Source organism: Paracoccus zeaxanthinifaciens ATCC 21588, assembly GCF_000420145.1.
Classification (GTDB): domain Bacteria; phylum Pseudomonadota; class Alphaproteobacteria; order Rhodobacterales; family Rhodobacteraceae; genus Paracoccus; species Paracoccus zeaxanthinifaciens.
In genome coordinates, this window is sequence record NZ_ATUJ01000003.1 from 123113 (window position 1) to 145578 (window position 22466).

The 22466-nt window shown below is 66.8% G+C and carries 21 protein-coding genes and 1 other RNA gene; 15 read left to right on the forward strand and 7 right to left on the reverse strand.

Annotation, left to right across the window (positions count from 1 at the left end):
• Positions 1–420 (reverse strand): Na+/H+ antiporter subunit B, encoded by a 420-nt coding sequence (locus tag F804_RS0103910; RefSeq protein WP_022706442.1) that lies wholly within the window; start codon positions 418–420, stop codon positions 1–3.
• 1 nt (position 421) lies between these two features.
• Positions 422–2722, reverse strand: a complete 2301-nt coding sequence (locus tag F804_RS15575; RefSeq protein WP_051142281.1) for a putative monovalent cation/H+ antiporter subunit A — start codon at positions 2720–2722, stop codon at positions 422–424.
• A 240-nt stretch (positions 2723–2962) separates the two neighbouring features.
• Between F804_RS15575 and F804_RS0103920 the strand changes: the two genes are divergently transcribed.
• The 3 genes from F804_RS0103920 (at position 2963) to gndA (ending at position 5607) form a co-directional block, all read left to right on the forward strand.
• Complete coding sequence (locus F804_RS0103920) at positions 2963–3508, forward strand: biotin transporter BioY (RefSeq protein WP_022706444.1); 546 nt, start codon at positions 2963–2965, stop codon at positions 3506–3508.
• A 149-nt stretch (positions 3509–3657) separates the two neighbouring features.
• Positions 3658–4092 (forward strand): PaaI family thioesterase, encoded by a 435-nt coding sequence (locus tag F804_RS0103925; RefSeq protein ID WP_028725589.1) that lies wholly within the window; start codon positions 3658–3660, stop codon positions 4090–4092.
• A 111-nt stretch (positions 4093–4203) separates the two neighbouring features.
• Positions 4204–5607 carry an NADP-dependent phosphogluconate dehydrogenase gene (gene gndA / locus F804_RS0103930; protein WP_022706446.1) on the forward strand — a complete coding sequence of 468 codons (1404 nt, stop codon included), beginning with the start codon at positions 4204–4206 and terminating at the stop codon, positions 5605–5607.
• Between the two features lie 49 nt (positions 5608–5656).
• Here the strand turns inward: gndA and F804_RS0103935 are convergent, their stop codons facing one another.
• Complete coding sequence (locus F804_RS0103935) at positions 5657–6160, reverse strand: MarR family winged helix-turn-helix transcriptional regulator (RefSeq protein ID WP_022706447.1); 504 nt, start codon at positions 6158–6160, stop codon at positions 5657–5659.
• A 224-nt stretch (positions 6161–6384) separates the two neighbouring features.
• Here F804_RS0103935 and ectA point away from each other — a divergent pair, with 224 nt between their 5' ends.
• From ectA to F804_RS16850, 11 genes are all read left to right on the forward strand, one after another.
• Positions 6385–6918, forward strand: a complete 534-nt coding sequence (ectA, locus tag F804_RS0103940; RefSeq protein ID WP_022706448.1) for a diaminobutyrate acetyltransferase — start codon at positions 6385–6387, stop codon at positions 6916–6918.
• Between the two features lie 55 nt (positions 6919–6973).
• Positions 6974–8248: a diaminobutyrate--2-oxoglutarate transaminase gene (ectB, locus tag F804_RS0103945; protein WP_022706449.1), complete on the forward strand. Its 1275-nt coding sequence runs from the start codon at positions 6974–6976 to the stop codon at positions 8246–8248.
• 23 nt (positions 8249–8271) lie between these two features.
• Positions 8272–8664 (forward strand): ectoine synthase, encoded by a 393-nt coding sequence (locus tag F804_RS0103950; RefSeq protein ID WP_022706450.1) that lies wholly within the window; start codon positions 8272–8274, stop codon positions 8662–8664.
• A gap of 3 nt (positions 8665–8667) precedes the next feature.
• Positions 8668–10101, forward strand: a complete 1434-nt coding sequence (locus F804_RS0103955; RefSeq protein WP_040595681.1) for an aspartate kinase — start codon at positions 8668–8670, stop codon at positions 10099–10101.
• A 57-nt stretch (positions 10102–10158) separates the two neighbouring features.
• Positions 10159–10513, forward strand: a transfer-messenger RNA (tmRNA) gene (gene ssrA, locus F804_RS17100).
• A gap of 101 nt (positions 10514–10614) precedes the next feature.
• A complete protein-coding gene (locus F804_RS0103960) occupies positions 10615–11097 on the forward strand; it encodes an SspB family protein (RefSeq protein ID WP_022706452.1) in 483 nt (160 codons plus the stop codon).
• Positions 11098–11102: 5 nt separating this feature from the next.
• Positions 11103–11975: a dihydrodipicolinate synthase family protein gene (locus F804_RS0103965; RefSeq protein WP_245540309.1), complete on the forward strand. Its 873-nt coding sequence runs from the start codon at positions 11103–11105 to the stop codon at positions 11973–11975.
• A gap of 96 nt (positions 11976–12071) precedes the next feature.
• Positions 12072–13466, forward strand: coding sequence for a class II fumarate hydratase (gene fumC, locus F804_RS0103970; RefSeq protein ID WP_022706454.1), 1395 nt, complete (start codon positions 12072–12074; stop codon positions 13464–13466).
• Between the two features lie 85 nt (positions 13467–13551).
• Positions 13552–13740, forward strand: a complete 189-nt coding sequence (locus F804_RS0103975) for a DUF4169 family protein (protein ID WP_028725592.1) — start codon at positions 13552–13554, stop codon at positions 13738–13740.
• Positions 13733–13969, forward strand: a complete 237-nt coding sequence (locus F804_RS0103980) for a ribbon-helix-helix domain-containing protein (protein ID WP_022706456.1) — start codon at positions 13733–13735, stop codon at positions 13967–13969. The genes F804_RS0103975 and F804_RS0103980 overlap by 8 nt, the downstream gene beginning before the upstream one ends.
• Positions 13970–14052: 83 nt before the next feature.
• On the forward strand, positions 14053–14868 hold the full coding sequence (locus tag F804_RS16850) for a CHAD domain-containing protein (protein ID WP_169447677.1): 816 nt from the start codon (positions 14053–14055) through the stop codon (positions 14866–14868).
• Positions 14869–14871: 3 nt separating this feature from the next.
• Here the strand turns inward: F804_RS16850 and F804_RS0103990 are convergent, their stop codons facing one another.
• Entirely contained in the window at positions 14872–15747 is an 876-nt protein-coding gene (locus F804_RS0103990) for an NAD(P)-dependent oxidoreductase (protein ID WP_022706458.1), read from the reverse strand.
• Between the two features lie 136 nt (positions 15748–15883).
• Here F804_RS0103990 and F804_RS0103995 point away from each other — a divergent pair, with 136 nt between their 5' ends.
• Complete coding sequence (locus F804_RS0103995) at positions 15884–18301, forward strand: penicillin acylase family protein (RefSeq protein ID WP_022706459.1); 2418 nt, start codon at positions 15884–15886, stop codon at positions 18299–18301.
• Between the two features lie 52 nt (positions 18302–18353).
• On the opposite strand, the gene lpdA is transcribed toward F804_RS0103995, so the two are convergent.
• The 3 genes from lpdA to queA form a co-directional block, all read right to left on the reverse strand.
• Positions 18354–19748, reverse strand: a complete 1395-nt coding sequence (lpdA, locus tag F804_RS0104000; RefSeq protein WP_028725594.1) for a dihydrolipoyl dehydrogenase — start codon at positions 19746–19748, stop codon at positions 18354–18356.
• An 89-nt stretch (positions 19749–19837) separates the two neighbouring features.
• Positions 19838–21202: an MFS transporter gene (locus tag F804_RS15585; RefSeq protein ID WP_022706461.1), complete on the reverse strand. Its 1365-nt coding sequence runs from the start codon at positions 21200–21202 to the stop codon at positions 19838–19840.
• A gap of 81 nt (positions 21203–21283) precedes the next feature.
• Positions 21284–22351, reverse strand: coding sequence for a tRNA preQ1(34) S-adenosylmethionine ribosyltransferase-isomerase QueA (queA, locus tag F804_RS0104010; protein WP_022706462.1), 1068 nt, complete (start codon positions 22349–22351; stop codon positions 21284–21286).
• Positions 22352–22466: the final 115 nt, after the last annotated feature.

Below are 22466 nucleotides of genomic sequence, written 5' to 3' on the forward strand. Positions count from 1 at the left end.
TCAGGTTTCCTCTTCCAGGGCGAAGACCAGCGTCAGGATGCCGCCGAAGACGGCAAGATAGACGCCCGTGTCGAAGATCAGCACCGTGGACAGGGGCAGGCCCTTGCCCCCCTCGCTTGCGCCCAGGAACAGCCACAGGCCGGTCAGGAACGGCTTGCCCGCAAGGACCGATGCCAGCCCCCCGATCGCCGCCGCGCCAAGCCCCGCGACCGCGATGTTGGACGGATCGACCAGAAGCGCGGCCCTGGCCTCGTCGACGCTGGCCGCGATCGCATAGAGGATGAAGGCCGTGGCCCCGATCAGCCCGCCGATAAAGCCGCCGCCCGGCAGGTTGTGCCCCCGCAGCAGCGCATAGACCGAGAAGACCAGAAGCAGCGCCACCAGCAGCCGCGTGGCCGTAGTCAGGATCAGGGATTGCAAGTCAGGCCTCCTCGCTGCCGTTCTGGTTGCCGGTGTTTCGGGTCTTGATGCCGCGCAGCAGGGCCAGCGCGCCGATGGCGGCGATGGCGACCACCGTGATCTCGCCGAAGGTGTCCAGTGCCCGGAAATCGACCAGGATCACGTTGACGATGTTGCGGCCATGCGCCTCGGGATAGGCGGTCTGTTCGAAGTAATCCGTCAGCTTGCGGTCGAACGGACCCGACAGCATCGCGATCAGGACCAGCGTGACGACCGCCCCGACCGAGGTCGCGATGATCGCGTGTCCGAAGCGGAAATGCAGCTCGCTTCTGGGCGGCAGATAGGGCAGCCGCAGCATGACCAGCGTGACCAGCACGATGATCAGCACCTCGACCAGCAGCTGGGTGATGGCGACATCGGGCGCGCTGAACATGATGAAGACCATCGCGACGCCGACACTGACCACGCCCAGCCCCGCCACCGCCGTCATGCGGCTGGTGGTGGACACCACGAGGAACGACCCCGCGATCATCAGCAGAAGCACGCTCCACTGCACCGGATGGGCGCCCAGCTGGATCAGGCGCGGGCCGACCTCGAACGCGCCGCGCACCAGGTAGGTGCCGCCGACCAGCACCGCGAAGGTGGTGAAGGTCACCGCAAGATAGCGTTGCAGGTTGCCGTTCTGCACGATCCCCGTCAGCCAGCCCGCGAAATCCTTGAACCCGTCCAGAAGCCGGTCCCAGCCCGCGTCGAAATCGATCGGGCTGCGGGCCTCGAAGGCCGCAAGGCGCGCGCGGATCCCCTCGTGGTTGCGATACAGAAGCCAGCCCGCGATGAAGGTCAGGATCGACAGGAACAGCGCCATGTTGATCCCGCCCCACAGGTGCAGGTGCACCTCGTGGACGGCGCCCTCGACGGCATTGGTCGCGGGGCCGATCAGGAAATGGCCCGGAATGCCGGGGAACAGCCCGAAGATCAGCGACAGCGCGCCCAGGACCAGCGGCCCCGCCAGCATGGGCCAGGATCCCTCGTGCGCGTGATGCGGGGTCTCGGCCAGCTCGCCGCGGAACGGGCGCCAGGCGACGATGCCGCCCGCCGCGAACATCAGCGCCGATGCCGCGAAGGTCATCAGGGTGACCCAGATCGCGCCCAGGCCCGGCAGGTCCATGCCCGCCTTGTACATGTATTCCTTGCCCACGAAGCCCAGCAGCGGCGGGATGCCCGCCATGCTCAGCGCGGCAAGCGCGGCGGCGATGCCCGTCAGCGGCATGGCCTTCGACAGGCCGCGAAGGACCGTCGCGTCCCGCGTACCGGTCGAGTGGTCCACGATGCCGATCATCAGGAACAGCGCCGCCTTGTAGAGCGAATGCACCAGCAGGAACAGCATGCCCGCCATGATCGCGTAATGCGTGCCCGCGCCGATGAACATGGTCAGCGTGCCCAATGCCATCAGCGTGGTATAGGCCAGCACCTGCTTGATGTCGGTCTGGCGCATCGACATGACGGACGCGAAGACCGCCGTGACCCCGCCGAACAGGATCAGGATCCAGAACCACGCATCCGTGCCGCCCAGCACCGGGTTCATCCGCGCCATCAGGAAGACACCCGCCTTCACCATCGTCGCCGAGTGCAGATAGGCCGAGACCGGCGTCGGCGCGGCCATCGCGTTCGGCAGCCAGAAGTGGAACGGCACCTGCGCGGATTTCGTGAAAGCGCCCGCCAAGAACAGGATCAGGATCGCGCCATAGGCGGGATGCGCGCGGATCATGTCGCCCTGCGTCAGGATCTCGGATATGCGGAACGTGCCCGCGATGCTGCCCAGCACGATCAGCCCGGCCAGCAGGATCAGCCCCCCTGCCCCGGTCACCAGCAGCGCCTGCAGCGCGGATCGCCGCGATGATGCCTGGTCGGCGTTGAACCCGATCAGCAGGTAGGACGAGATCGTCGTGACCTCCCAGAAGACGAACAGCGCGATCAGGTCGTTCGCCAGCACCAGCCCCAGCATCCCCACCATGAACATCAGCAGATAGCAGACGAAGCGCGGGTAATGCGGGTGATCGCCCAGATAGTGGCAGGAATACAGCGTGACCGCCGTGCCGATCCCGGTGATCAGCAGGGCGAACATCATGCTCAGCCCGTCCAGCAGGACCGACATCTGGACGCCCAGTGCGGGCACCCAGTCGAAGCCCGCCGTCACCGGCCCTTCGACCACCTCGGGCAGCAGGTTCAGGAAATAGGTGAACAGGATCGCGGGGAACAGGATCGACACCCAGCCGGCGGGACCTCCCATCACGCGTTCGACCTTCGGATAATCCCCGGCCATGTCTCGATCCCCCATCGCGGCATGTGATTGAAAAGCCTGTCTAGCATCCTTTTTTGGCCTGAAACAGAGCGGCACGGCCCTGATGCGCATCCTGACGCGAATTTCATCCGCGCCGCCGATACGCCTTGGCAGGCTGCGACAAACGGGGACTTGCGCCCCACGGTTCCGTTGCGTCACGATGCCGCAACCCTCGCGCGGGGTTCATCCGCGCGATTCTCGAATGTCATGAAAGGATTTGTCATGCAGCTTGCCAAGGGCATCGCCGCCCCGAACAGCCTGACGGGCAAGGTCACGATCACGCTGGCCGCCGCGGTCCTCATCGCCATCGGCGCCAAGATCCAGGTTCCGTTCTGGCCCGTGCCCATGACCCTGCAGACGCTGGCCGTCCTGATCATCGGCGCGGCGCTTGGCCCGCGACTGGGCCTGGCGGCGATGGGCGCCTACATGGCGGCGGGCCTTGCGGGGCTTCCGGTCTTCGCGGGCAGCCCCGAACGCGGGGTGGGTCTTGCCTATCTGGCCGGCCCGACGACGGGCTTCCTGATCGGCATGGCGCTGTCGATGCTGGTCACCGGCGCGCTGGCACAGGGGCGCGGCCTCGGCATGCGCGCGCTGGCCATGGGCCTGGGCACCGTCGCCATCTATGTCCCCGGCCTGATCTGGCTGTCGGCCTTCGTGCCCGCGGACAAGCTGATCGCGGTGGGCGTCATGCCCTTCCTGCTGGGCGACATCGTCAAGATCGGCGTCGGCGCGATGCTGCTGGAGGCCGCGAACCGCCTGCGTCGCTGATCGCGACCAGACAACGTTCAAGGGCGCGGCGGGCAGCGATGTCCGCCGCGCCTTTTTCATGTCCGCTTTTTCGCGACCCTGCGTCCTGCCCCCTTCCCCCAGGCGATCTTCTGCCGCAATCTGTCGGCAGAACCACCAGGAGGGAACAGATGGATTGTTCCGGCCCGTTGAACCCCGAAATCGTCGCGCGGCTGGAAGACAGCTTTGCCGCGCAGGGCCTCATGCAGCATCTCGGGGCCGAGATCTCGACCATCCGCTGCGGCGAGGTCGTCCTGCGCATGCCCTTCCGCCCGCAGCTGAGCCAGCAGCACGGCTTCTTCCACGCGGGTGCGACGACCGCCCTTGCCGACAGCGCGGGCGGCTATGCGGCCTTCACCCTGTTCGATCCGGGCCAGGAGGTGCTGACGACCGAGTTCAAGCTGAACCTGCTGAACCCCGCCCGCGGCCAGGCGGTCGAGGCCAGGGGCCGCGTCATCAAGTCGGGCCGCACGCTCAGCGTGTGTCAGCTGGATGTCTGGGCCGAGGATGGCGGCACGCGCAGCCATGTCGCCACGGGCCTCCAGACACTGATCAGGCTGGGCTGACCGGGCTTCATCCGTTTTTTGATCGAACGATCAGGTTCGGATGCCGTGACACCGCCCCGCCCTTGGCGTAAACGCATCCGGCAAAGATTCACTTCGTGAAAGGGAGACGCCATGGCGCAGGCAGAAATCGGGCTGATCGGCCTTGGGACGATGGGGGCCGCCTTGGCGCTGAACATCGCCGAGAAAGGCTTTCCGATCGCGGTCTGGAACCGCACCGCGGCCGTCACGCAGAAGTTCCACGACACGGCGGGCGACCTCGCCTCGCGCGTGATCCCCACCGAAACCCTGGAACAGCTGGTCGCGCAGATCACGCCGCCCCGCGCCATCATCCTGATGGTCCCGGCAGGCGAGGCCGTCGATGCGCAGCTCGAGGCGCTGAAGCCCCTGCTGGATGCCGACGACCTGGTGATCGACGCGGGCAATGCCGATTTCCACGACACGAACCGCCGCGACGCAGCAGAGCTGCCCTTCCGCTTCCTGGGGATGGGCGTCTCGGGCGGCGAGGAAGGCGCGCGCCACGGTCCCGCCATCATGGGCGGCGGCGATGCGGCCGACTGGGACCGCGTGTCCCACATCATGAACGCGATCGCCGCCAAGGCCGAGGATGGCGAACCCTGCGCCGCGCGCATGGGCGATGCGGGCGCGGGCCATTTCGTCAAGATGGTCCATAACGGCATCGAATATGCCGACATGCAGATGATCGCCGAGGTCTATGGCCTGATGCGCGACGGCGACGGCATGGATGCGGGCGCGATCTCGGACGTGTTCTCGCGCTGGAACGAGGGCGTGCTGTCCAGCTATCTCATCGAGATCTCGGCCAAGGTGACGGCGGCGGCCGATCCCCATACCGGCAAGGCCATGCCCGACGTGATCCTGGACCGCGCGGGCCAGAAGGGCACCGGTCGCTGGACCGCGATCGAGGCGCAGCACCTTGCAGCGCCCATCCCCGTGATCGAGGCCGCCGTGATGGCGCGCAACGTCTCGGCGCGGCTGGACGAACGCCATGCAGGCCAGGACCGCTTCGGCGCGGCGCCCCAGCCCTGCAACATCGACCCCGCCCTGCTGGAACAGGCGCTGATCGCGGGCAAGATCTTCTGCTATGCGCAGGGCTTCACGATGATCTCGGCGGCCTCGGAACGCTTCGGCTGGACGCTGGACCTACCCGAGATCGCCAAGGTCTGGCGCGCGGGCTGCATCATCCGTTCGTCCATGCTGAACGACATGGCCGAGGCCCTGGCCGAGGATCCGAACCGCAACCTGATCATGGCCCCCTTCTTCGCGGACCTGATCGAGAAGGGCGCACCCGCCCTGCGCGAGGTCGTGTCGAAGGCCATCGCCGCCGGTCATGCCATGCCCGCGCTGGCGCAGGGCCTGATGTGGTTCGACATGATGCGCACCGCGCGCGGCACCGCGAACATGATCCAGGCGCAGCGCGACTTCTTCGGTGCGCATGGCTTCGAGCGTCTGGACGACGTGGAGAACAGCCACGGCCCCTGGGCGATGAACGCGGGCTGAACGAGGAAGGGGGGCTGCGGCCCCCCTTTCTGCATCGATTGTCGAAGGATCAGCCGCGCGGGCGGCCGATTTCCCCCAATGTCAGGACGGGCGATGCGTCCAGCCCCTGCGCGTTCAGCATCGAGGCGACGCGTTCCAGCGATGCGACCAGCATCGACTGCTCCCAATCCTCCATCGAGCGGAAGCCGCGGACGAAGTTCTGCTGCAGCGCATCGGGCGCGCTGGACAGCGCCTCGGCCCCGGCCTCGGTCAGGATGACGTTCAGCTGCCGCCGGTCGGCGCTGGACCTTTCGCGGCGCGTATAGCCCAGCTTGTCCAGCTGATCGACAAGGGCCGTCACCGTCGCCTGGCTGACGCCCATCCGCCCCGCCAGCCGCGTGGGCGTGGCGCTTCGCCCCTCGGCCCCGCCGAGGATCTGCAGCACGCGCAGCTTGGCCGGGGTCAGGCGCACGGACTGCGCAAGATCCCGTTCGTATTGTTCCGTCGCGCGGAGGATCCGGCGCAAGGCGATGAGTGCCGCGTCGGTACGCGGATCGACGACATTCTGGTTCATATTCCGAATATGCCATTGCGGCGGAACCTTGCCAACGGGGAACTGCGTTGTCCGAATATTTTGCTTGACTAAGATATTCGCGGGACTGCCACGTCAAAAGGCAAACAATAAACCGTTTGCGATTAACCCCTTAGGAAGAAATCCAGCGAATTCAGTCGATTCTGTTGCAACCAAAGGGTGCTTTAACTATTTAGTATGCCGAAGCAACTGAGGACGAGAAGCCTATGCCCAAGGATGTGCAGGACATTGACCGAAGCCAGCAGCTGGTGCTGCGCAAGCCCGAACCGACCGATGGGTCGGCCATCTGGGAGCTTGTGCGCGCCTGCAAGCCGCTGGACGAGAACTCGATGTACTGCAACCTGGTGCAGGCCGAACATTTCCGCGACACCTGCGTCGTGGCCGAGATCGACGGAGAGATCCTCGGCTGGATCTCGGGTCACATGATCCCGAACGAGGACGCGCTGTTCATCTGGCAGGTCGCCGTCAGCCCCAAGGCTCGCGGGCTGGGTCTGGCCAAGAAGATGCTGGGCGACCTGATCGACCGTGAGGAGACGGTGGACGCGGAAGTCCTGAACACCACCATCACGCGGGACAACGACGCCTCCTGGGCGCTGTTCCGCAGCTTTGCCCGCGACATCGGCGGCAAGCTGAGCGACGACCCGCATTACACGCGCGACGACCATTTCGACGGGCGCCACGCGACAGAGCACATGGTGACCATCACCCTGCCCTGCCAAGCGACCGCCAAGGCCGCCTGAGACCACCCGTCCGCGCTGAAATTACTTTGACGCACAAAGTGCGAAAGGAGCTGTCATGCCCAAAGACATGAACGCCATCCAGAATTCGACCGAGATCTTCGAACGCCGCGAGAGCGAGGCCCGCTCGTATTGCCGTGGCATCCCCGCCATGTTCACCGGGGCCCAGGGCTCCATCATGAGCGACAGCGAGGGGAACGAGTATATCGACTTCCTCGCCGGCTGTTCCTCGCTGAACTATGGCCATAACGACCCCGACATGAAGGCGGCGCTGATCGACCATATCGCCGGCAATGGCGTGGCGCATGGCCTGGACCTGCATACCGATGCAAAGGCAGGCTTCCTCGAAGCCTTCGAGGCGAACATCCTGAAGCCGCGCGGCATGGACCATCGCGTCATGTTCACCGGCCCGACCGGTGCAAATGCCGTCGAGGCGTCGATGAAGATCGCCCGCAAGGTGACCGGTCGCACGAATATCGTGACCTTCACCAACGGCTTCCACGGCGTGACCATGGGCGCGCTGGCCGCGACCGGTAACGGCTATCACCGCGGCGGTGCAGGTATGGACACGCATGGCGTGACGCGCATGCCCTTCGACAGCTATGCCGATGGCGTGGACAGCGCCGCGCTGCTGGACCAGATGCTGAGCGACAGCTCGGGCGGGATCGACGCGCCTGCAGCGATCATGCTGGAGCTGATCCAGGGCGAGGGCGGGCTGAACGCCGCGTCGGCCGAGTTCGTCCGCGCCGTCGCCGACATCGCCAAGCGCCACGGCGCGCTGCTGATCATCGACGACATCCAGGCCGGTTGCGGCCGCAGCGGCAAGTTCTTCTCGTTCGAGGAGATCGGCGTGATGCCCGACATCGTGCCGCTGGCGAAATCCATCTCGGGCTTCGGCCTGCCGCTGGCGATGGTGCTGGTGCGTCCCGAACATGACGTCTTCGGCCCCGCCGAACACAACGGCACGTTCCGCGGCAACAACCACGCTTTCGTCACGGCCCGCGTCGCGATCGAGAAGTTCTGGTCGGACAAGGCATTCGAGGCCGAGCTGGCCGACAAGGCCGCCCTGATCGAGAAGCGCCTGACGCAGCTGGCCGACATGATCCCCGGCGCCTACCTCAAGGGCCGTGGCCTGATGCGCGGCGTCGATGTCGGCACGGGCGAACTGGCCGAGGCGATCTGCAAGCGCGCCTTCAAGGACGGCCTGATCATCGAGACCTCGGGGAACGAGGACCAGGTGGTCAAGGTGCTGGCGCCGCTGACGACGCCGGTCGCGACCTTCGAGAAGGGCTTCGACATTCTTCTGAACGCTGCACGCGACGTGCTGAAGTAAGACCGCAAAGCGGGAGAAAAATCATGATTGTACGCGATTTCAACAAACTCAAGGGCACCGACCGTTCGGTGTCCGACGCCCAGTGGAACTCGGTCCGCATGCTGCTGGCCGATGACGGGATGGGGTTCTCGTTCCACATCACCACGCTGGAAGCGGGCTCGGAACACACATTCCACTACAAGCACCACTTCGAGAGCGTGTATTGCATGCAGGGCAAGGGCTCGATCACCGATCTGGCCACCGGCGAGACGCATGAGATCACGCCCGGCGTCATGTATGCGCTGAACCTGCACGACCACCACACCCTGCGCGCCGAAGAGACGCTGGTGATGGCATGCTGCTTCAACCCGCCCGTCACGGGGACCGAGGTCCACCGCGAGGACGGCAGCTATGCCCCCGCCGAGGAGTCGGCATAAGCCATGGGTAGTGCCAGTCACACGGTCGAAAAGATCGGCGGCACGTCCATGTCGCGCGTGCACGAGCTGCGCGACACGCTGCTGATCGGGGACCGCACGGGCGACGACCTGTACAACCGCGTCTTCGTGGTGTCGGCCTTCGGCGGCATCACGAACCTGCTTCTTGAACACAAGAAGTCGGGCGAACCCGGTGTCTATGCCGCCTTTGCGGCGGGCGAGGACGACCACGCCTGGATGGCGGCATTGGATCGCGCCAGCGATGCGATGATCGCTGCCCATCGCAACGTCCTCGACCATCCCGGCGATATCGAGCGTGCGGATGCCTTCGTGCGCGATCGCCTGGTCGGCGCGAAGAACTGCCTGATCGACCTGCAGCGCCTGTGCTCCTATGGCCATTTCCGCCTGTCGGAACACATGCTGCAGACGCGCGAACTGCTGTCGGGCCTGGGCGAGGCGCATTCCGCCTTCGTCACCACGCTGATGCTGCAGCGCGCGGGCGTCACCGCCCGTTTCGTCGACCTGTCGGGTTGGCGCGACGAGGGCGAGGTCAGCCTCGAGGAACGCATCACCGGCGCGATGGAAGGCGTGGATCCCGCATCCGAGATGCCCATCGTCACGGGCTATGCCCAGTGCCGCGAGGGGCTGATGCGCGAGTTCGACCGGGGCTATTCCGAGGTGACCTTCTCGAAGCTGGCTGCACTGACCGGCGCGCGGGAAGCGATCATCCACAAGGAATTCCACCTGTCCTCGGCGGATCCGAACCTTGTCGGGCACGAAGCCGTCCGCAAGCTGGGCCGCACGAATTACGACGTGGCCGACCAGCTGTCGAACCTGGGGATGGAGGCGATCCACCCCAAGGCCGCCAAGACGCTGCGCCAGTCCGGCGTCTCGCTGCGCGTCACCAACGCGTTCGAGCCGCACGACCCCGGCACGCTGATCGACGATCAGCCCGCCGAGGAAGCGGCTGTCGAGATCGTCACCGGCCTCGACCTGTTCGCGCTTGAGCTGTTCGAGCAGGACATGGTCGGTGCCAAGGGCTATGACGCGGCGATCCTCGAGGCGCTGACGCGTCACAAGGTGCGCATCGTCAGCAAGGTTTCGAATGCGAACACGATCACGCATTACGTCGATACCAGCCTGAAGGTGCTGCGCCGGGTCGAGAAGGACCTGGCCGAGCGTTATCCTTCGGCGCAGGTGACCTCTCGCGCGGTGGCGATGGCGGCGGCGGTCGGGCGCGACCTGACGGGCCTCGCGGTCCTGTCGCGCGGTCTGGCGGCGCTGGCCGACAACGGGCTGGAGGCGATCGGCGCGACCCAGGGGCCCCGCCCCGTCGAGGTCCAGTACATTGTGGAACGCGACATGCTGAAGCCCGCGATCAAGGCCCTGCATGGCGCGCTGGTCGAAGGCAACGACCAGTTCATCCGCAAGGCCGCCTGATCCACGGCCGAAACGATTTTTCGAAGGGCGTCCCTCGGGGCGCCCTTTTCGCGTGATCCCCTTGCGGCCCGGAACTGCGACGCTTATGTGTAATCCTGTTCGGGGCTACCCGGACTATGGACATAAACGCGCACGTAATAAGCGGATCGGACCCGGGGGCGGTACCCGGCGGCTCCACCAGATACCCTCGTTGGGGGACCATGGGGCCGAAACAGGATCGACGAACGTCTAAAGGTGTTTGCTTTGTCCCGGTGAGCTACCACCGTTATCGGTGCGAATTGTACAGTTGCCAACGACAACCGTGCTCCGGTCGCTCTGGCTGCGTAAGCAGCTCGGGTAACCGAAACCTAACTCCTTGCGCTTAGCCGCGTAAGGCGGGGCCCGCAGGAGCCTTGCAACAGAATCCTGCACCTTTTCCCCCTCTCTCGCGAACCGGTCGAATTCGGCCCGTGGCCCCCTTTTCATCCCCCGCCATATCCCTATGCTTGGGGGCAAGGAACGAAAGGTGACGGAATGGCCCGTGCTGGGATCGATTATGGCGGAATGATGCATCGGGCGATGCAGGGTTTGATCGCCGAGGTGCTGCGCAAGATCGCGGATGAGGGGCTGCCAGGCGACCACCACTTCTTCATCACCTTCGACACCCGCGACGAGGGCGTCGAGATGGCCGACTGGCTGCGCCAGCGCTATCCCGAGGAAATGACGATCGTCATCCAGCACTGGTTCGACAACCTCGTGATCGAGGACGATCATTTCACCATCACGCTGAACTTCGGCAACCAGCCCGAGCCGTTGGTCATCCCCTTCGACGCGCTGCGCACCTTCGTGGACCCCTCGGTCGAGTTCGGCCTGCGATTCGAGACGCAGGACGATGACGACGACGAGGAGGACGAGGAAGAGGACGCCGAGTTCGAGCTGGACGCCGAGGATGACGGCGACGACACGCCCCCTTCGGGCGGCGGAGAGGTCGTGCGCCTGGACCGCTGGCGCAAGTGATGTCGATGCGGGGTCTCAGCGGGTTTCCGATCACGCCGACCGACCCCGATGGCGATCCCGTCCCCGGTGCCGTCGCGCCCCTGATCCGCCGCATGGCGGATGCGGGGCTGGACAGCGCGGGCGTGCTGGGATCGACCGGCGGATATGCCTATCTGACCGAGGCGCAGCGCAAGGACGTGCTGACCGAGGCGCTGGACGCCGCGGGTGACCGCATTCCCGTGATCGCCGGCATCGGCGCATTGCGGGCCGACATGGCCGCGCGGCTGGCGCGTCACGCGGCGGACAGCGGTGCGGCGGGCCTGCTGCTGGCGCCCATGTCCTATGCCCCCCTGTTCGAGGACGAGGTGTTCGACCTGTTCGCCCGCGTGGCGGATGCCTCGGACCTGCCGATCTGCATCTACAACAACCCCTCGACCACGCATTTCACCTTCTCGACGGCGCTGCTGGCGCGGCTGGCGACCATCCCGACCGTCACGGCGGTCAAGATGCCCTTGCTGGGCGACGCGTCCGAGGTTGCGGCCCTGCGCGCCGCCATGCCCGAAGGTTTCCTCATAGGCTACAGCGCGGATTGGGGCTGTCCGGCGGCACTGCTGGCGGGGGCCGATACCTGGTACAGCGTCGCGGGCGGCATGTGGCCCGCGCAGACGCTGGAACTGGCGCGCGCCGCGCAGGCGGGCGACCGGGCGCGCGTCGCCGAACTGGACCGCCGGTTCGAACCGATCTGGGACCTGTTCCGCCGCTTCGGGGGATTTCGCACCTGCCACGCGGCCTCGGGCCCGATGGGGCTGACGCCCAGCCGCCCGCCCGCGCCGCTGCGCCCCCTGCCCGATGACGCGATGGCCACGCTGCTGGCCGCGATCGAGGCGCTTCAAGACTGATCTGCTGGCGCTATCATCCGGCATGCAATCGCATACGAATTGCGCTGCCGATCCCGCGCGGGTAAAACCCCCGCGAAACGCCAAGGGAGCCTTCGCATGACCGATACCCGCACCGAGACCGACAGCTTCGGCCCGCTGGAGGTTGACGCCTCGAAATACTGGGGCGCGCAGACGCAGCGTTCCATCATGAACTTCCCCATCGGCTGGGAACGCCAGCCCGTCCCGATGATCCGTGCGCTTGGCGCGATCAAGCTGGCCGCCGCCCGCGTGAACCGCGACAATGGCGATCTGGCCGCCGATCTGGCAGCCGCCATGGAACAGGCCGCGACCGAGGTCTTCGAGGGCAAGTTCGACGACAACTTCCCGCTGGTCGTCTGGCAGACGGGTTCGGGCACGCAGTCGAACATGAACGCCAACGAGGTGATCTCGAACCGCGCGATCGAGATCATGGGCGGCGAGAAGGGCAGCAAGAAGCCCGTCCACCCCAACGATCACTGCAACATGGGGCAATCCTCGAACGACACCTTCCCGACCGCGATGCATGTGGCCATCGCCATGCAGGCGCGCGACGTGCTGCTGCCGGGCCTGGACAAGCTGGCATCCGCGCTGGAGGCCAAGTCGGACGAGTTCAAGGACATCATCAAGATCGGCCGCACCCATACGCAGGATGCGACGCCGCTGACGCTTGGCCAGGAATTCGGCGGCTATGCCCACCAGGTCCGCAAGGGGATCGAGCGGGTGAAGGCCTGCCTGCCCGACATTTACGAACTGGCGCAGGGCGGCACCGCCGTCGGCACCGGCCTGAACACCAAGAAGGGCTGGGACACGGCCATCGCGGCCGAGATCGCCAAGATCACCGACCTGCCCTTCGTCACCGCCCCCAACAAGTTTGAGGCGCTGGCCGCCCATGACGCGATGGTCATGTTCTCGGGCGCGCTCAAGACGGTCGCGGCCTCGCTGTTCAAGATCGCCAACGACATGCGCCTTCTGGGTTCCGGCCCGCGTTCGGGCCTGGGCGAGCTGATCCTGCCGGAAAACGAGCCGGGCAGCAGCATCATGCCGGGCAAGGTGAACCCCACCCAGGCCGAGGCGCTGACCATGGTCTGCGCGCATGTCATGGGCAACGACGCCGCCGTCGGCTTTGCCGGATCGCAGGGCCATTTCGAACTGAACGTCTACAACCCGATGATGTCCTACAACGTGCTGCAGTCGATGCAGCTTCTGGGCGACGCGGCCAGCAGCTTCACCGACAACATGGTCGTGGGCACCACCGCCAATGTCGAACGCATCGAGAAGCTGATGAAGGAATCGCTGATGCTGGTCACGGCGCTGGCCCCCACCATCGGCTATGACAACGCCACCAAGGTCGCCAAGACCGCGCACAAGAACGGCACGACCCTGCGCGAAGAGGCGATCGCACTGGGCTTCGTCGATGGCGAGACCTTCGACCGCATCGTCCGCCCCGAGGACATGATCGGCCCCAAGGGCTGATCCCGACCGGCCCATGACGGGCCACTTGACGATGGACCACCGGGGCGCGCTATGCTTGGCGCGCCCCTTTCCCATTCCGGACCCCATGACCCGCATCATCAACCTGCGACAGGCCCGCAAATCCCGCGACCGCGACGCCAAACGCGCCGAGGGCGACCGCAACGCCGCCCGCTTTGGCGAACCCAAGCACCTGCGCGATGCCCGCGAGGCCGAAGAGACCCGCATCCGCAGCCTTTGGGACGCGCATCGCAAGGATGACTGCGCGGATGATTGACCTGCCGCCCCTTGCAGCGCCCGCCAAACGCTCGGTCACGATCGACGGGCATCGTACCTCGGTCTCGCTGGAGGATGCGTTCTGGCAGGCACTGCAGGCCGAGGCCCGCGCTAGGGGCACGACCCGCGCCCTGCTGATCGGGCAGATCGACCACGCCCGCCCCCCCGAGGTGGGCCTTGCCACCGCGCTGCGCCTGTTCGTGCTGGCCTGCGCGCAATCGCGCGACTGAAGGCGCTGGCCCATGCCCGCCCCCTGTTGCTAGGCTGGGGCCACCAGACCGGAGGGGACCAGATGGGCAGCAAGGCCGCGAAAATGGCTAAATCGGCAGGGCTTGCCACGGATACCAACGCATTGGACGGCTTTCGCCGCCTGCTGCGAGAGAACGCAGCCCTGCACGACCGTCACCGCGCGGACATCCTGACATCCGACGACCCCGAATCCGTGCACCAGGCGCGTGTCGCGCTGCGCCGGATGCGCGCGCTTGTCCGGGGGTTCCGGGACATGCTGTCAAGGGATGCGCAGAAGCAGCTTGCCCGCATCCTCAAGGCACGCGGGCAGCAGCTTGGGCCGCTGCGCGACGCCGATGTGCAGGCCGAGGCGCTTGGCACCGACGATGCACGCGCGGATGCCGCACGCCTGCGCGGCGAATTGCGCGACCAGCTGCGCGATACGCAGGAGCTGTCCCTGCGGATAGAGGTCGAGCGCGTGCTGCACGACCGCATCCGCGCGATCCGCGGCGATGCGCGGCGCAGGCTGGCCGATGCGCCGCTGCCGGTCATCGCCTCGCGGGCGCTTCAGGTCGCCTGGACCGAGCTTCTGGCATTCGGGCCGGACCTCGACCGGCTGGACCCCGAGGAACTGCACGACTTCCGCAAGCGGTCCAAGGACATGCGTTACTTGTCGGAGTTCTTCGGGCGGCTGTTCGACAAGGACGCCGCGCCCATGCAGAAGCGCATGTCCAGGATGCAGGACGCGCTTGGTGTCGTGAACGATCTGGTGACGATGCGCGCCAAGGGGGCCGACCTGCCGAAGGGTGCGACCAGATCCGAGGAGCGCGCCCGCGCCAAGGCCGCGAAGGCATGGCGCAAGCTGCGCGGGGCGCCGGTCTGGTGGACCGACATCCCCTGAGCATCAGCCCTTCGGATCGGCCAGCCGCGCGATCAGTGCCGAGGTGTCCCAACGCCCGCCGCCCATGCGCTGGACATCCTTGTAGAACTGATCGACCAGCGCGGTCACCGGCAGGGGCGCGCCCAGCTCGTCGCCGGTCTTCAGGCAGATGCCCAGATCCTTGCGCATCCAGTCGATCGCGAAGCCGAAATCGAATTCCCCCTTGGCCATGGTCTGGTGGCGGTTCTGCATCTGCCAGCTTCCGGCGGCGCCCTGGCTGATCACCTCGACCACCTTCTCAACGTCGAGGCCCGCCGTCTGCGCGAAGTTCAGCGATTCCGACAGCGCCTGCACCAGCCCCGCAATGGCGATCTGGTTGCACATCTTGGTCATCTGGCCCGCGCCGACCTCGCCCAGACGGCGGCAGATCTTGGCATAGGCGTCCATCACCGGCTCGGCCCGGTCGTATTCGCGCTGATCGCCGCCGCACATCACCGACAGCTGGCCGTTCTCGGCGCCCGCCTGCCCGCCCGACACCGGCGCATCGACATAGCCGATCCCGGCCTCGCGCGCGGCGGCGGCCAGTTCGCGCGTCACCTCGGCGGAAACCGTGGTGTGATCGACGAAGATGCTGCCCGCAGACATGCCCGCAAAGGCACCGTCGGGACCAAGGCAGACCGCGCGCAGATCGTCGTCATTGCCCACGCAGGCCATCACGAATTCCGCGCCCGACGCGGCCTCGCGCGGGGTCGCGGCGTGGCGTCCGCCATGCTGTCCCGCCCAGGCTTCGGCCTTGGCTGACGTGCGGTTGTAGACGGTCACGTCATGTCCCGCGGCGGCCAGATGCCCCGCCATCGGAAAGCCCATCACGCCCAATCCCAGAAATGCCGTCTTAGCCATACGTCCCCCATGTCGGATAAGTGCCTGTCGCCTTGCGTTGAAATGCCCGCGCGGCTGTCCTATGCAGCACACCACCACCCATGCGCGACGGGGTCAAGAGACACCGGCCGTGCCAGATCCGAGGATCGCGCCCCGCATGCTTACCGTGTTCCGTTGGCTTCTGAGGCTGACAGTCGGCCTGATCGTCCTTGCGGTCGTGGCTGCGCTTCTGACCTGGTATTTCGCCGTCAGGTCCCTGCCCGATTACGACGCCTCGTACCGGGTCGAGGGGATATCCGCCCCGGTCGAGATCGTCCGCTCGACCGAGAACGTGCCCCATATCTTCGGCAAGACGGATGCCGACGTGTTCTTCGCCCTGGGGCTTGCCCACGCGCAGGATCGCCTGTTCCAGATGACGATGCTGCGCCGCGCAGCCCAAGGCCGCCTCGCCGAGGTGATGGGCCCGCAGGCCCTGTCCGCCGACGACCTTGCGCGCAGGCTCGGGCTCTATCGCAACGCGCAGGCATCGCTGGCGTCGCAGGACCAGCCCACCCGCGAGGCGCTGAACGCCTATGCCGCCGGGGTGAACCAGTGGATCGGCATCGTGAACGACGGGGCGATGGGGCGCGGCGCGCCGGAATTCTTCCTGTTCCCGGATGTCATCACCTATTGGACGCCGACCGATTCCCTCGCGATCCTCAAGCTGATGGCCGCAGGCGCGACGGGTGCCGCCACCGACGAGATCATGCGCGCCCGCCTGTCGCTGGCCGATGCAGAGCACGGGATCGAGATCGCGGCGCGTCCGGGCATCCCTGCCGACCTTCCGGCCTATGCCTCGCTGTTCCCGAACGCGCGCCTGGGCGTTCCCGAACGCCGCACCGGCCCGCAGGACACCCCCGAGGCGATGGGCTATCTTGCGCCCGGCCCGCAGCTGGGCGGCAATGCCTTCGGCGCCGCGCCCGACCGCACGGCGGCGGACGGCACGCTGCTGGCGGTCGACCTGCACAGCAGCCTGACCGCGCCGTCGCTCTATTATCTTGCGCGGTTGCAGCTGCAGGAAGGCGGCGTGATCGGCGCGACGATTCCGGGCATGCCGGTGATCTTCGCGGGCCGCAGCCCTTCGCTGTCCTGGTCGCTGTCGCCCGCTGCGGTCGACGATGCGGATATCGCGATCGAGGAGGTCCAGCCCGGCAACAGCGACCGCTACCGCGGCATCGGCGGCTGGACGGGGTTCGACACCCGGTCCGAGACGATCCGCGTGCTGGACGATGCGCCGCGCACCATCACCCTGCGCGAAACCGCGAACGGCCCCGTGGTGCCCAGCCTTGCCCCCGGCCTGCGCGACGTGACGCCCATCGGCCATGTCCCCGCCCTGCGCTGGACGGGCCTGTCGCGCAAGGATGCCAGCATGTCCGCCCTGATCGGCGTGATGCGCGCCCCCGATGTCGCCGCCGCGACCGAGGCATTGGGCCACATGACCGCCCCCGCGCTGAACGCGATGCTGGCCGACCGGGAGGGCGTGACGCATCTTATGGCCGGCGCGATGCCCGAACGGGCCGAGGATCACCCGACCGCAGGCGCGATGCCCAGCCCCGGCTGGCTGCCGCAGGCCGCATGGCGCGGCGTCCTTGCCCTGTCGCGCAACCCCATCGAGGGTCGCGACGGCGTCAGCATCGCCACCGAGGAACCGGGACGTTCGGCCATGCGCCACACCCGCCTGACCCGCCTGTTGCAGGACCGCGACATCCATTCGCGCGACAGCTTCATCGCGGCGCAGCTGGACATCGTCAGCCCCGCCGCCCGCACCCTGCTGCCGCTGGTGGGCGCGGACCTGTGGTTCACCGACGATCCCGCAGCCCCCGGCACGCCCGAACGCCAGCGCCAGGACGCGCTTGCCCTGCTGGCCGAATGGGACGGCTCCATGAGCGAGCACCTGCCCGAGCCGCTGATCTATTCGGCATGGATGGCCGCGCTGCAGGACCGCCTGATCCGGGACGAGATCGGTCCCCTGGCCGACGACCTGTTCCGCCTCCAGCCGAACTTCATCGATGCCGTCTATCGCAACCGCATGGGCGCGTCGCGCTGGTGCGACATCGTCCAAAGCGCCGTCACCGAGGATTGCACCACCATCGCCCGGCAGGCGCTGGACCGCGCGATCCTGGACCTTGCCGCGCGTTTCGGTCCCGATGTCGAAAGCTGGCGTTGGGGCGATCAGCACCAGGCGCGGCACATCCATCCGGGCCTCGGCGCGGTGCCTGCGCTCGGCTGGATCGTGAATATCAACCAATCCGTGTCCGGCGGCGATTTCACCGTGGCACGTTCCGCGACCAAGGGCCGCGGCGACGATCCGTTCCTGGCGCGTGACGGCGCGGGGTTCCGGGGCGTGTTCGATCTGGCCGATCCCGACAGCTCGGTCTTCGTGACCTCGACGGGGCAATCGGGCCATCCGCTGTCGCGGCATTACGACGACCTGTCGGGCCTGTGGCGCCGGGGCGAATACGTCACCATGTCGCTGGACCCCGAACTGGCGCGGGCGGCCGCCACGGGCATCACCACGCTGACGCCCAAGCCCTGAAAAGAAAACGGGGGCCGACCGGCCCCCGTTTCGCATTCACCCCCTGCGGCGATCAGAAGTGGATCGCGCGCCCATACGCGTCCAGCACGGATTCGTGCATCATCTCGGACAGGGTCGGGTGCGGGAAGACGGTCTCCATCAGGTCCTCCTCGGTGGTCTCCAGCTGGCGACCCACGACATAGCCCTGGATCAGCTCGGTCACCTCGGCGCCGACCATGTGCGCGCCCAGCAGCTCGCCCGTCTTGCCGTCGAAGATGGTCTTGACCAGCCCCTCGGGTTCGCCGAGCGCAATGGCCTTGCCGTTGCCGATGAAGGGGAACTTGCCGACCTTGATGTCATAGCCCGCTTCCTTGGCCTTGGCCTCGGTCATGCCGACGGATGCGACCTGCGGATGGCAATAGGTGCAGCCCGCGATGCTGCCCGGCTTGATCGGATGCGGCTTGCCGCCCGCGATCAGTTCCGCGACCATCACGCCCTCGTGGCTGGCCTTGTGCGCCAGCCAGGGCGCGCCCGCCAGATCGCCGATGGCAAAGACGCCCTCGACGCCGGTGCGGCAGTATTCGTCCGTCACGACATGGGTGCGGTCGACCTTGATCCCGGCCTCTTCCAGGCCCAGGCCTTCGGTATTGCCCACGATGCCCACGGCCGAGATGACGGTGTCGAACTCCATCGTATGGGTCTTGCCGCCGGTCTCGATATGCGCGGTGACCTTGTCGCCCTTGCGGTCCAGCTTCTTGACCGTCGCCTTCTCCATGATCGTCATGCCCTGCTTGACGAACTGCTTCTTGGCGAAGGCGCTGATCTCGGCATCCTCGACCGGCAGGACACGGTCCATGACCTCGACCACGGTCGTGTCGGCGCCGAGCGTGTTGTAGAAGCTGGCGAATTCGATCCCGATCGCGCCCGAGCCGATGACCAGCAGCTTCTTGGGCATGTGCGGCGGCTGCAGCGCATGCTTGTAGTTCCAGACCAGCTTGCCATCGGGTTCGAGGCCCGGCAGCTCGCGCGCACGCGCGCCGGTGGCCAGCACGATGGATTTCGCGGTGATCTCCTCGGTGCCCTTGTCGGTCTTGACGGTGACCTTGCCCTTGCCGGCCAGGGTCGCCTCGCCCATGATCGTGGTGACCTTGTTCTTCTTGAACAGGTGCCCGATCCCGCCCGACAGCTGCTTGGCGACGCCGCGCGACCGTTTGACCACGGCATCGAGGTCATAGCCGATACCGTCGGCCTTCAGGCCGAATTCCTTGGCGCGATGCATCAGGTGGAACACCTCGGACGACCGCAGCATCGCCTTGGTCGGGATGCAGCCCCAGTTCAGGCAGATCCCGCCCAGATGCTCTCGTTCGATGCAGGCCACCTTCAGGCCCAGCTGCGCGCCACGGATCGCGGCGACATAGCCGCCCGGTCCGGCGCCGATCACCACCATGTCGAAATTCTGGGCCATCATGTCCCCCGGCTGACTGAGATTTAGTTCAGCGTTAAATCATTTCGGGGGTGGCAGCAAGCCGGGCCCTGTTCCGGGCCCGGCGGCGATCGTCAGGACTGGCGGGGTTCCGCGTCGGGTTCCTGGTCCTCGGCGGGCTCGGACGGTTCCAGCGCGTCGCGGTCCAGCCCCTCGCCGTCCAGCTCGGGCTGGTCCTCCTGCACCTCGTCCTCGGGCTGTTCCTCGGTGGAATCCTGCGCCTCGTCCATGAGCGCCTCGACGATGACCGTCGTGGCGTTCGGGCCGATGACGGCATAGTTGCCCTGCTCCTCGACCGTGAGGCTGGCGCGCTGCGTCGACCGCCACCCGGCATAGGCCGTCAGAAGCGCCAGAAGCACGCCCATGTAGATCCAGAACCCGTCCGGCCCCACGACGCCCATCAGCCAACCCGTCAGGATCGGTCCGGCCATCGACCCCACGCCATAGATGAACATCAGGCCCGCGGAAGCCGAGGCCATGTCCGACTGGTCGAGGTAATCGTTCGTGTAGGCCAGCAGCAATGCATAGATGGGGTTCGCGGCCCCGCCCATGATCGCCCCCGCGATCACGAGGCCCAGGGTGCCCGGCTGGATGGCGATGACGGCCAGCCCGCAAATGCTGCCGACCGCCGCCATGATCAGCACGACGCGGCGGCGATCCGTCCGGTCCGAGATCCAGCCGACGGGATATTGCAGCACCAGCCCGCCCGCATAGCTTGCCGCCACGAACAGCGAGATCTGCGCCACCGACAGCCCGACCTGCGCCCCCCAGACCGAGGACATGCCCGACAGCACGGCCAGCACGCCCCCCATCAGGAAGACGCCGACGCAACCCAGGGGCGATGCGCGATACAGCTCGGCAAAGCTCATCCGCTTGATCGTCTCGAACTGGGGTGCGGGCTTGGCCGACAGCAGGATCGGCGTGAAGGCCAGCGAAACCAGAACCGAGGGGATGACGAAGAGCAGGAAGCCCGCGGGATCGGCCGTGTTCAGCAGCAATTGCGCGACCACGATGCCCAGCAGCTGCACGATCATGTAGGCCGACAGCGCCTGCCCGCGATTGGCATTGGTGGAACCCGCGTTCAGCCAGCTTTCGGCCGAGATGTACACCCCGCAGAAGCAATAGCCGATCAGGAAGCGCAGGATGGTCCAGGCGATCCAGTGCGGCTCGACCGGGAACAGGATCAGCGTGGCGGAAATCAGCGATCCGAGCGCCGCGAAGACGCGCACATGGCCCACGTTCTGGATCAGGCCGGGGACGGTCAGGCTGCCGACAAGGAAGCCGCCGAAATAGCCGGCCATGACCAGCGACATCTGGAAGGTCGGGATACCCTCGATCCCGCCGCGGATGCCCAGCAGCGTGCCCTGCATCCCGTTGCCCACCATCAGCAGCAGGATGCCCAGGAAAAGGGGCCAGGTTGTGCGCAGCACGGAGGTCATGGGCAGGCTCGTTTGTCAGCAGGGGAATCGGAACGCTTCGCCTAGCGCCGATAACACAGCCGCCATGACCTTTAAACGACCCTAGGGGATCAAAAGCGACGCATCGCCATAGCTGAAGAAACGATAGCGTGAAGCGACCGCATGGTCGTAGATCGCGCGGATCCGGTCCTGCCCCATCAGCGCCGAAACCAGCATCAGCAGCGTCGATTTCGGCAGGTGGAAATTCGTCATCAGCGCGTCGGCCACGCGGAAGGCATGCCCCGGATAGATGAAGATGTCGGTCTTGCCCGCGAAGGGCGCGATGGGCGCATCGCCCGCAGCCGGGTTGAGCGCCGGATCGGCGGCCGATTCGATCAGGCGCAGGGCCGTGGTGCCGACGGGAATGACGCGGCGACCCTCCGCCTTGGCGGCATTGATGCGGGCGGCGGCATCAGGGGTGACCTGGCCCCATTCCGAATGCATGCGGTGGGTCGTCACGTCATCGACCTTGACCGGCAGGAAGGTCCCGGCACCGACATGCAGCGTGACATGCACGAACTCGACCCCGCGTTCGCGCAGCGCCTCCAGCAGGGGCGCGTCGAAATGCAGGCTGGCGGTGGGGGCCGCGACGGCGCCCTGGTTCTCGGCCCAGACGGTCTGGTAATCGTCGTGGTCCTGTTCGTCGGGCGCGCGCAGCGCCGCGATATAGGGCGGCAGCGGCATCGCGCCGACCTGCGCCAGCGCCCGGTCGAAGGCGTCTCCCTCTGCGTCGAAGACCAGCCGCAACCCGCCATCCGCGATCTGGGCGACGGTGGCCGACAGGTCGGGACCGAAGCGGATCACCTCGCCCTCGCGCAGCTTGCGCAGGGGCTTGGCCAGTGCATGCCAGCCCTCGGATGCGGGCTCCAGCAGCGTGACCTCGATCTTCGCGACGGCCTCGCCCTCCGGGGTCTGGCGGGTGCGCGTGCCGGCCAGGCGCGCGGGAATGACCTTGGTGTCGTTCAGCACCAGCACGTCGCCCGCGCGCAGGATCTGCGGCAGATCGAAGACGTGCCTGTCCGCGATGGCGTCACCTTCCGCCAGCAGCAGTCGCGCATGGCTGCGCGGGCGCGCGGGGCGCGTCGCGATCAGCCCCTCGGGCAGGTCGAAATCGAAATCCGAAAGCTTCATGTGCGGGCTTCTGCGCCAGCCCCGGCCCTCCGTCAAGAAGGCTTGATGACCGACCAAAGAAGTCGGGCTTTACTTTTCCGATGGAATTGGTCAGAGATTGCGCGGAAGGAGCCCG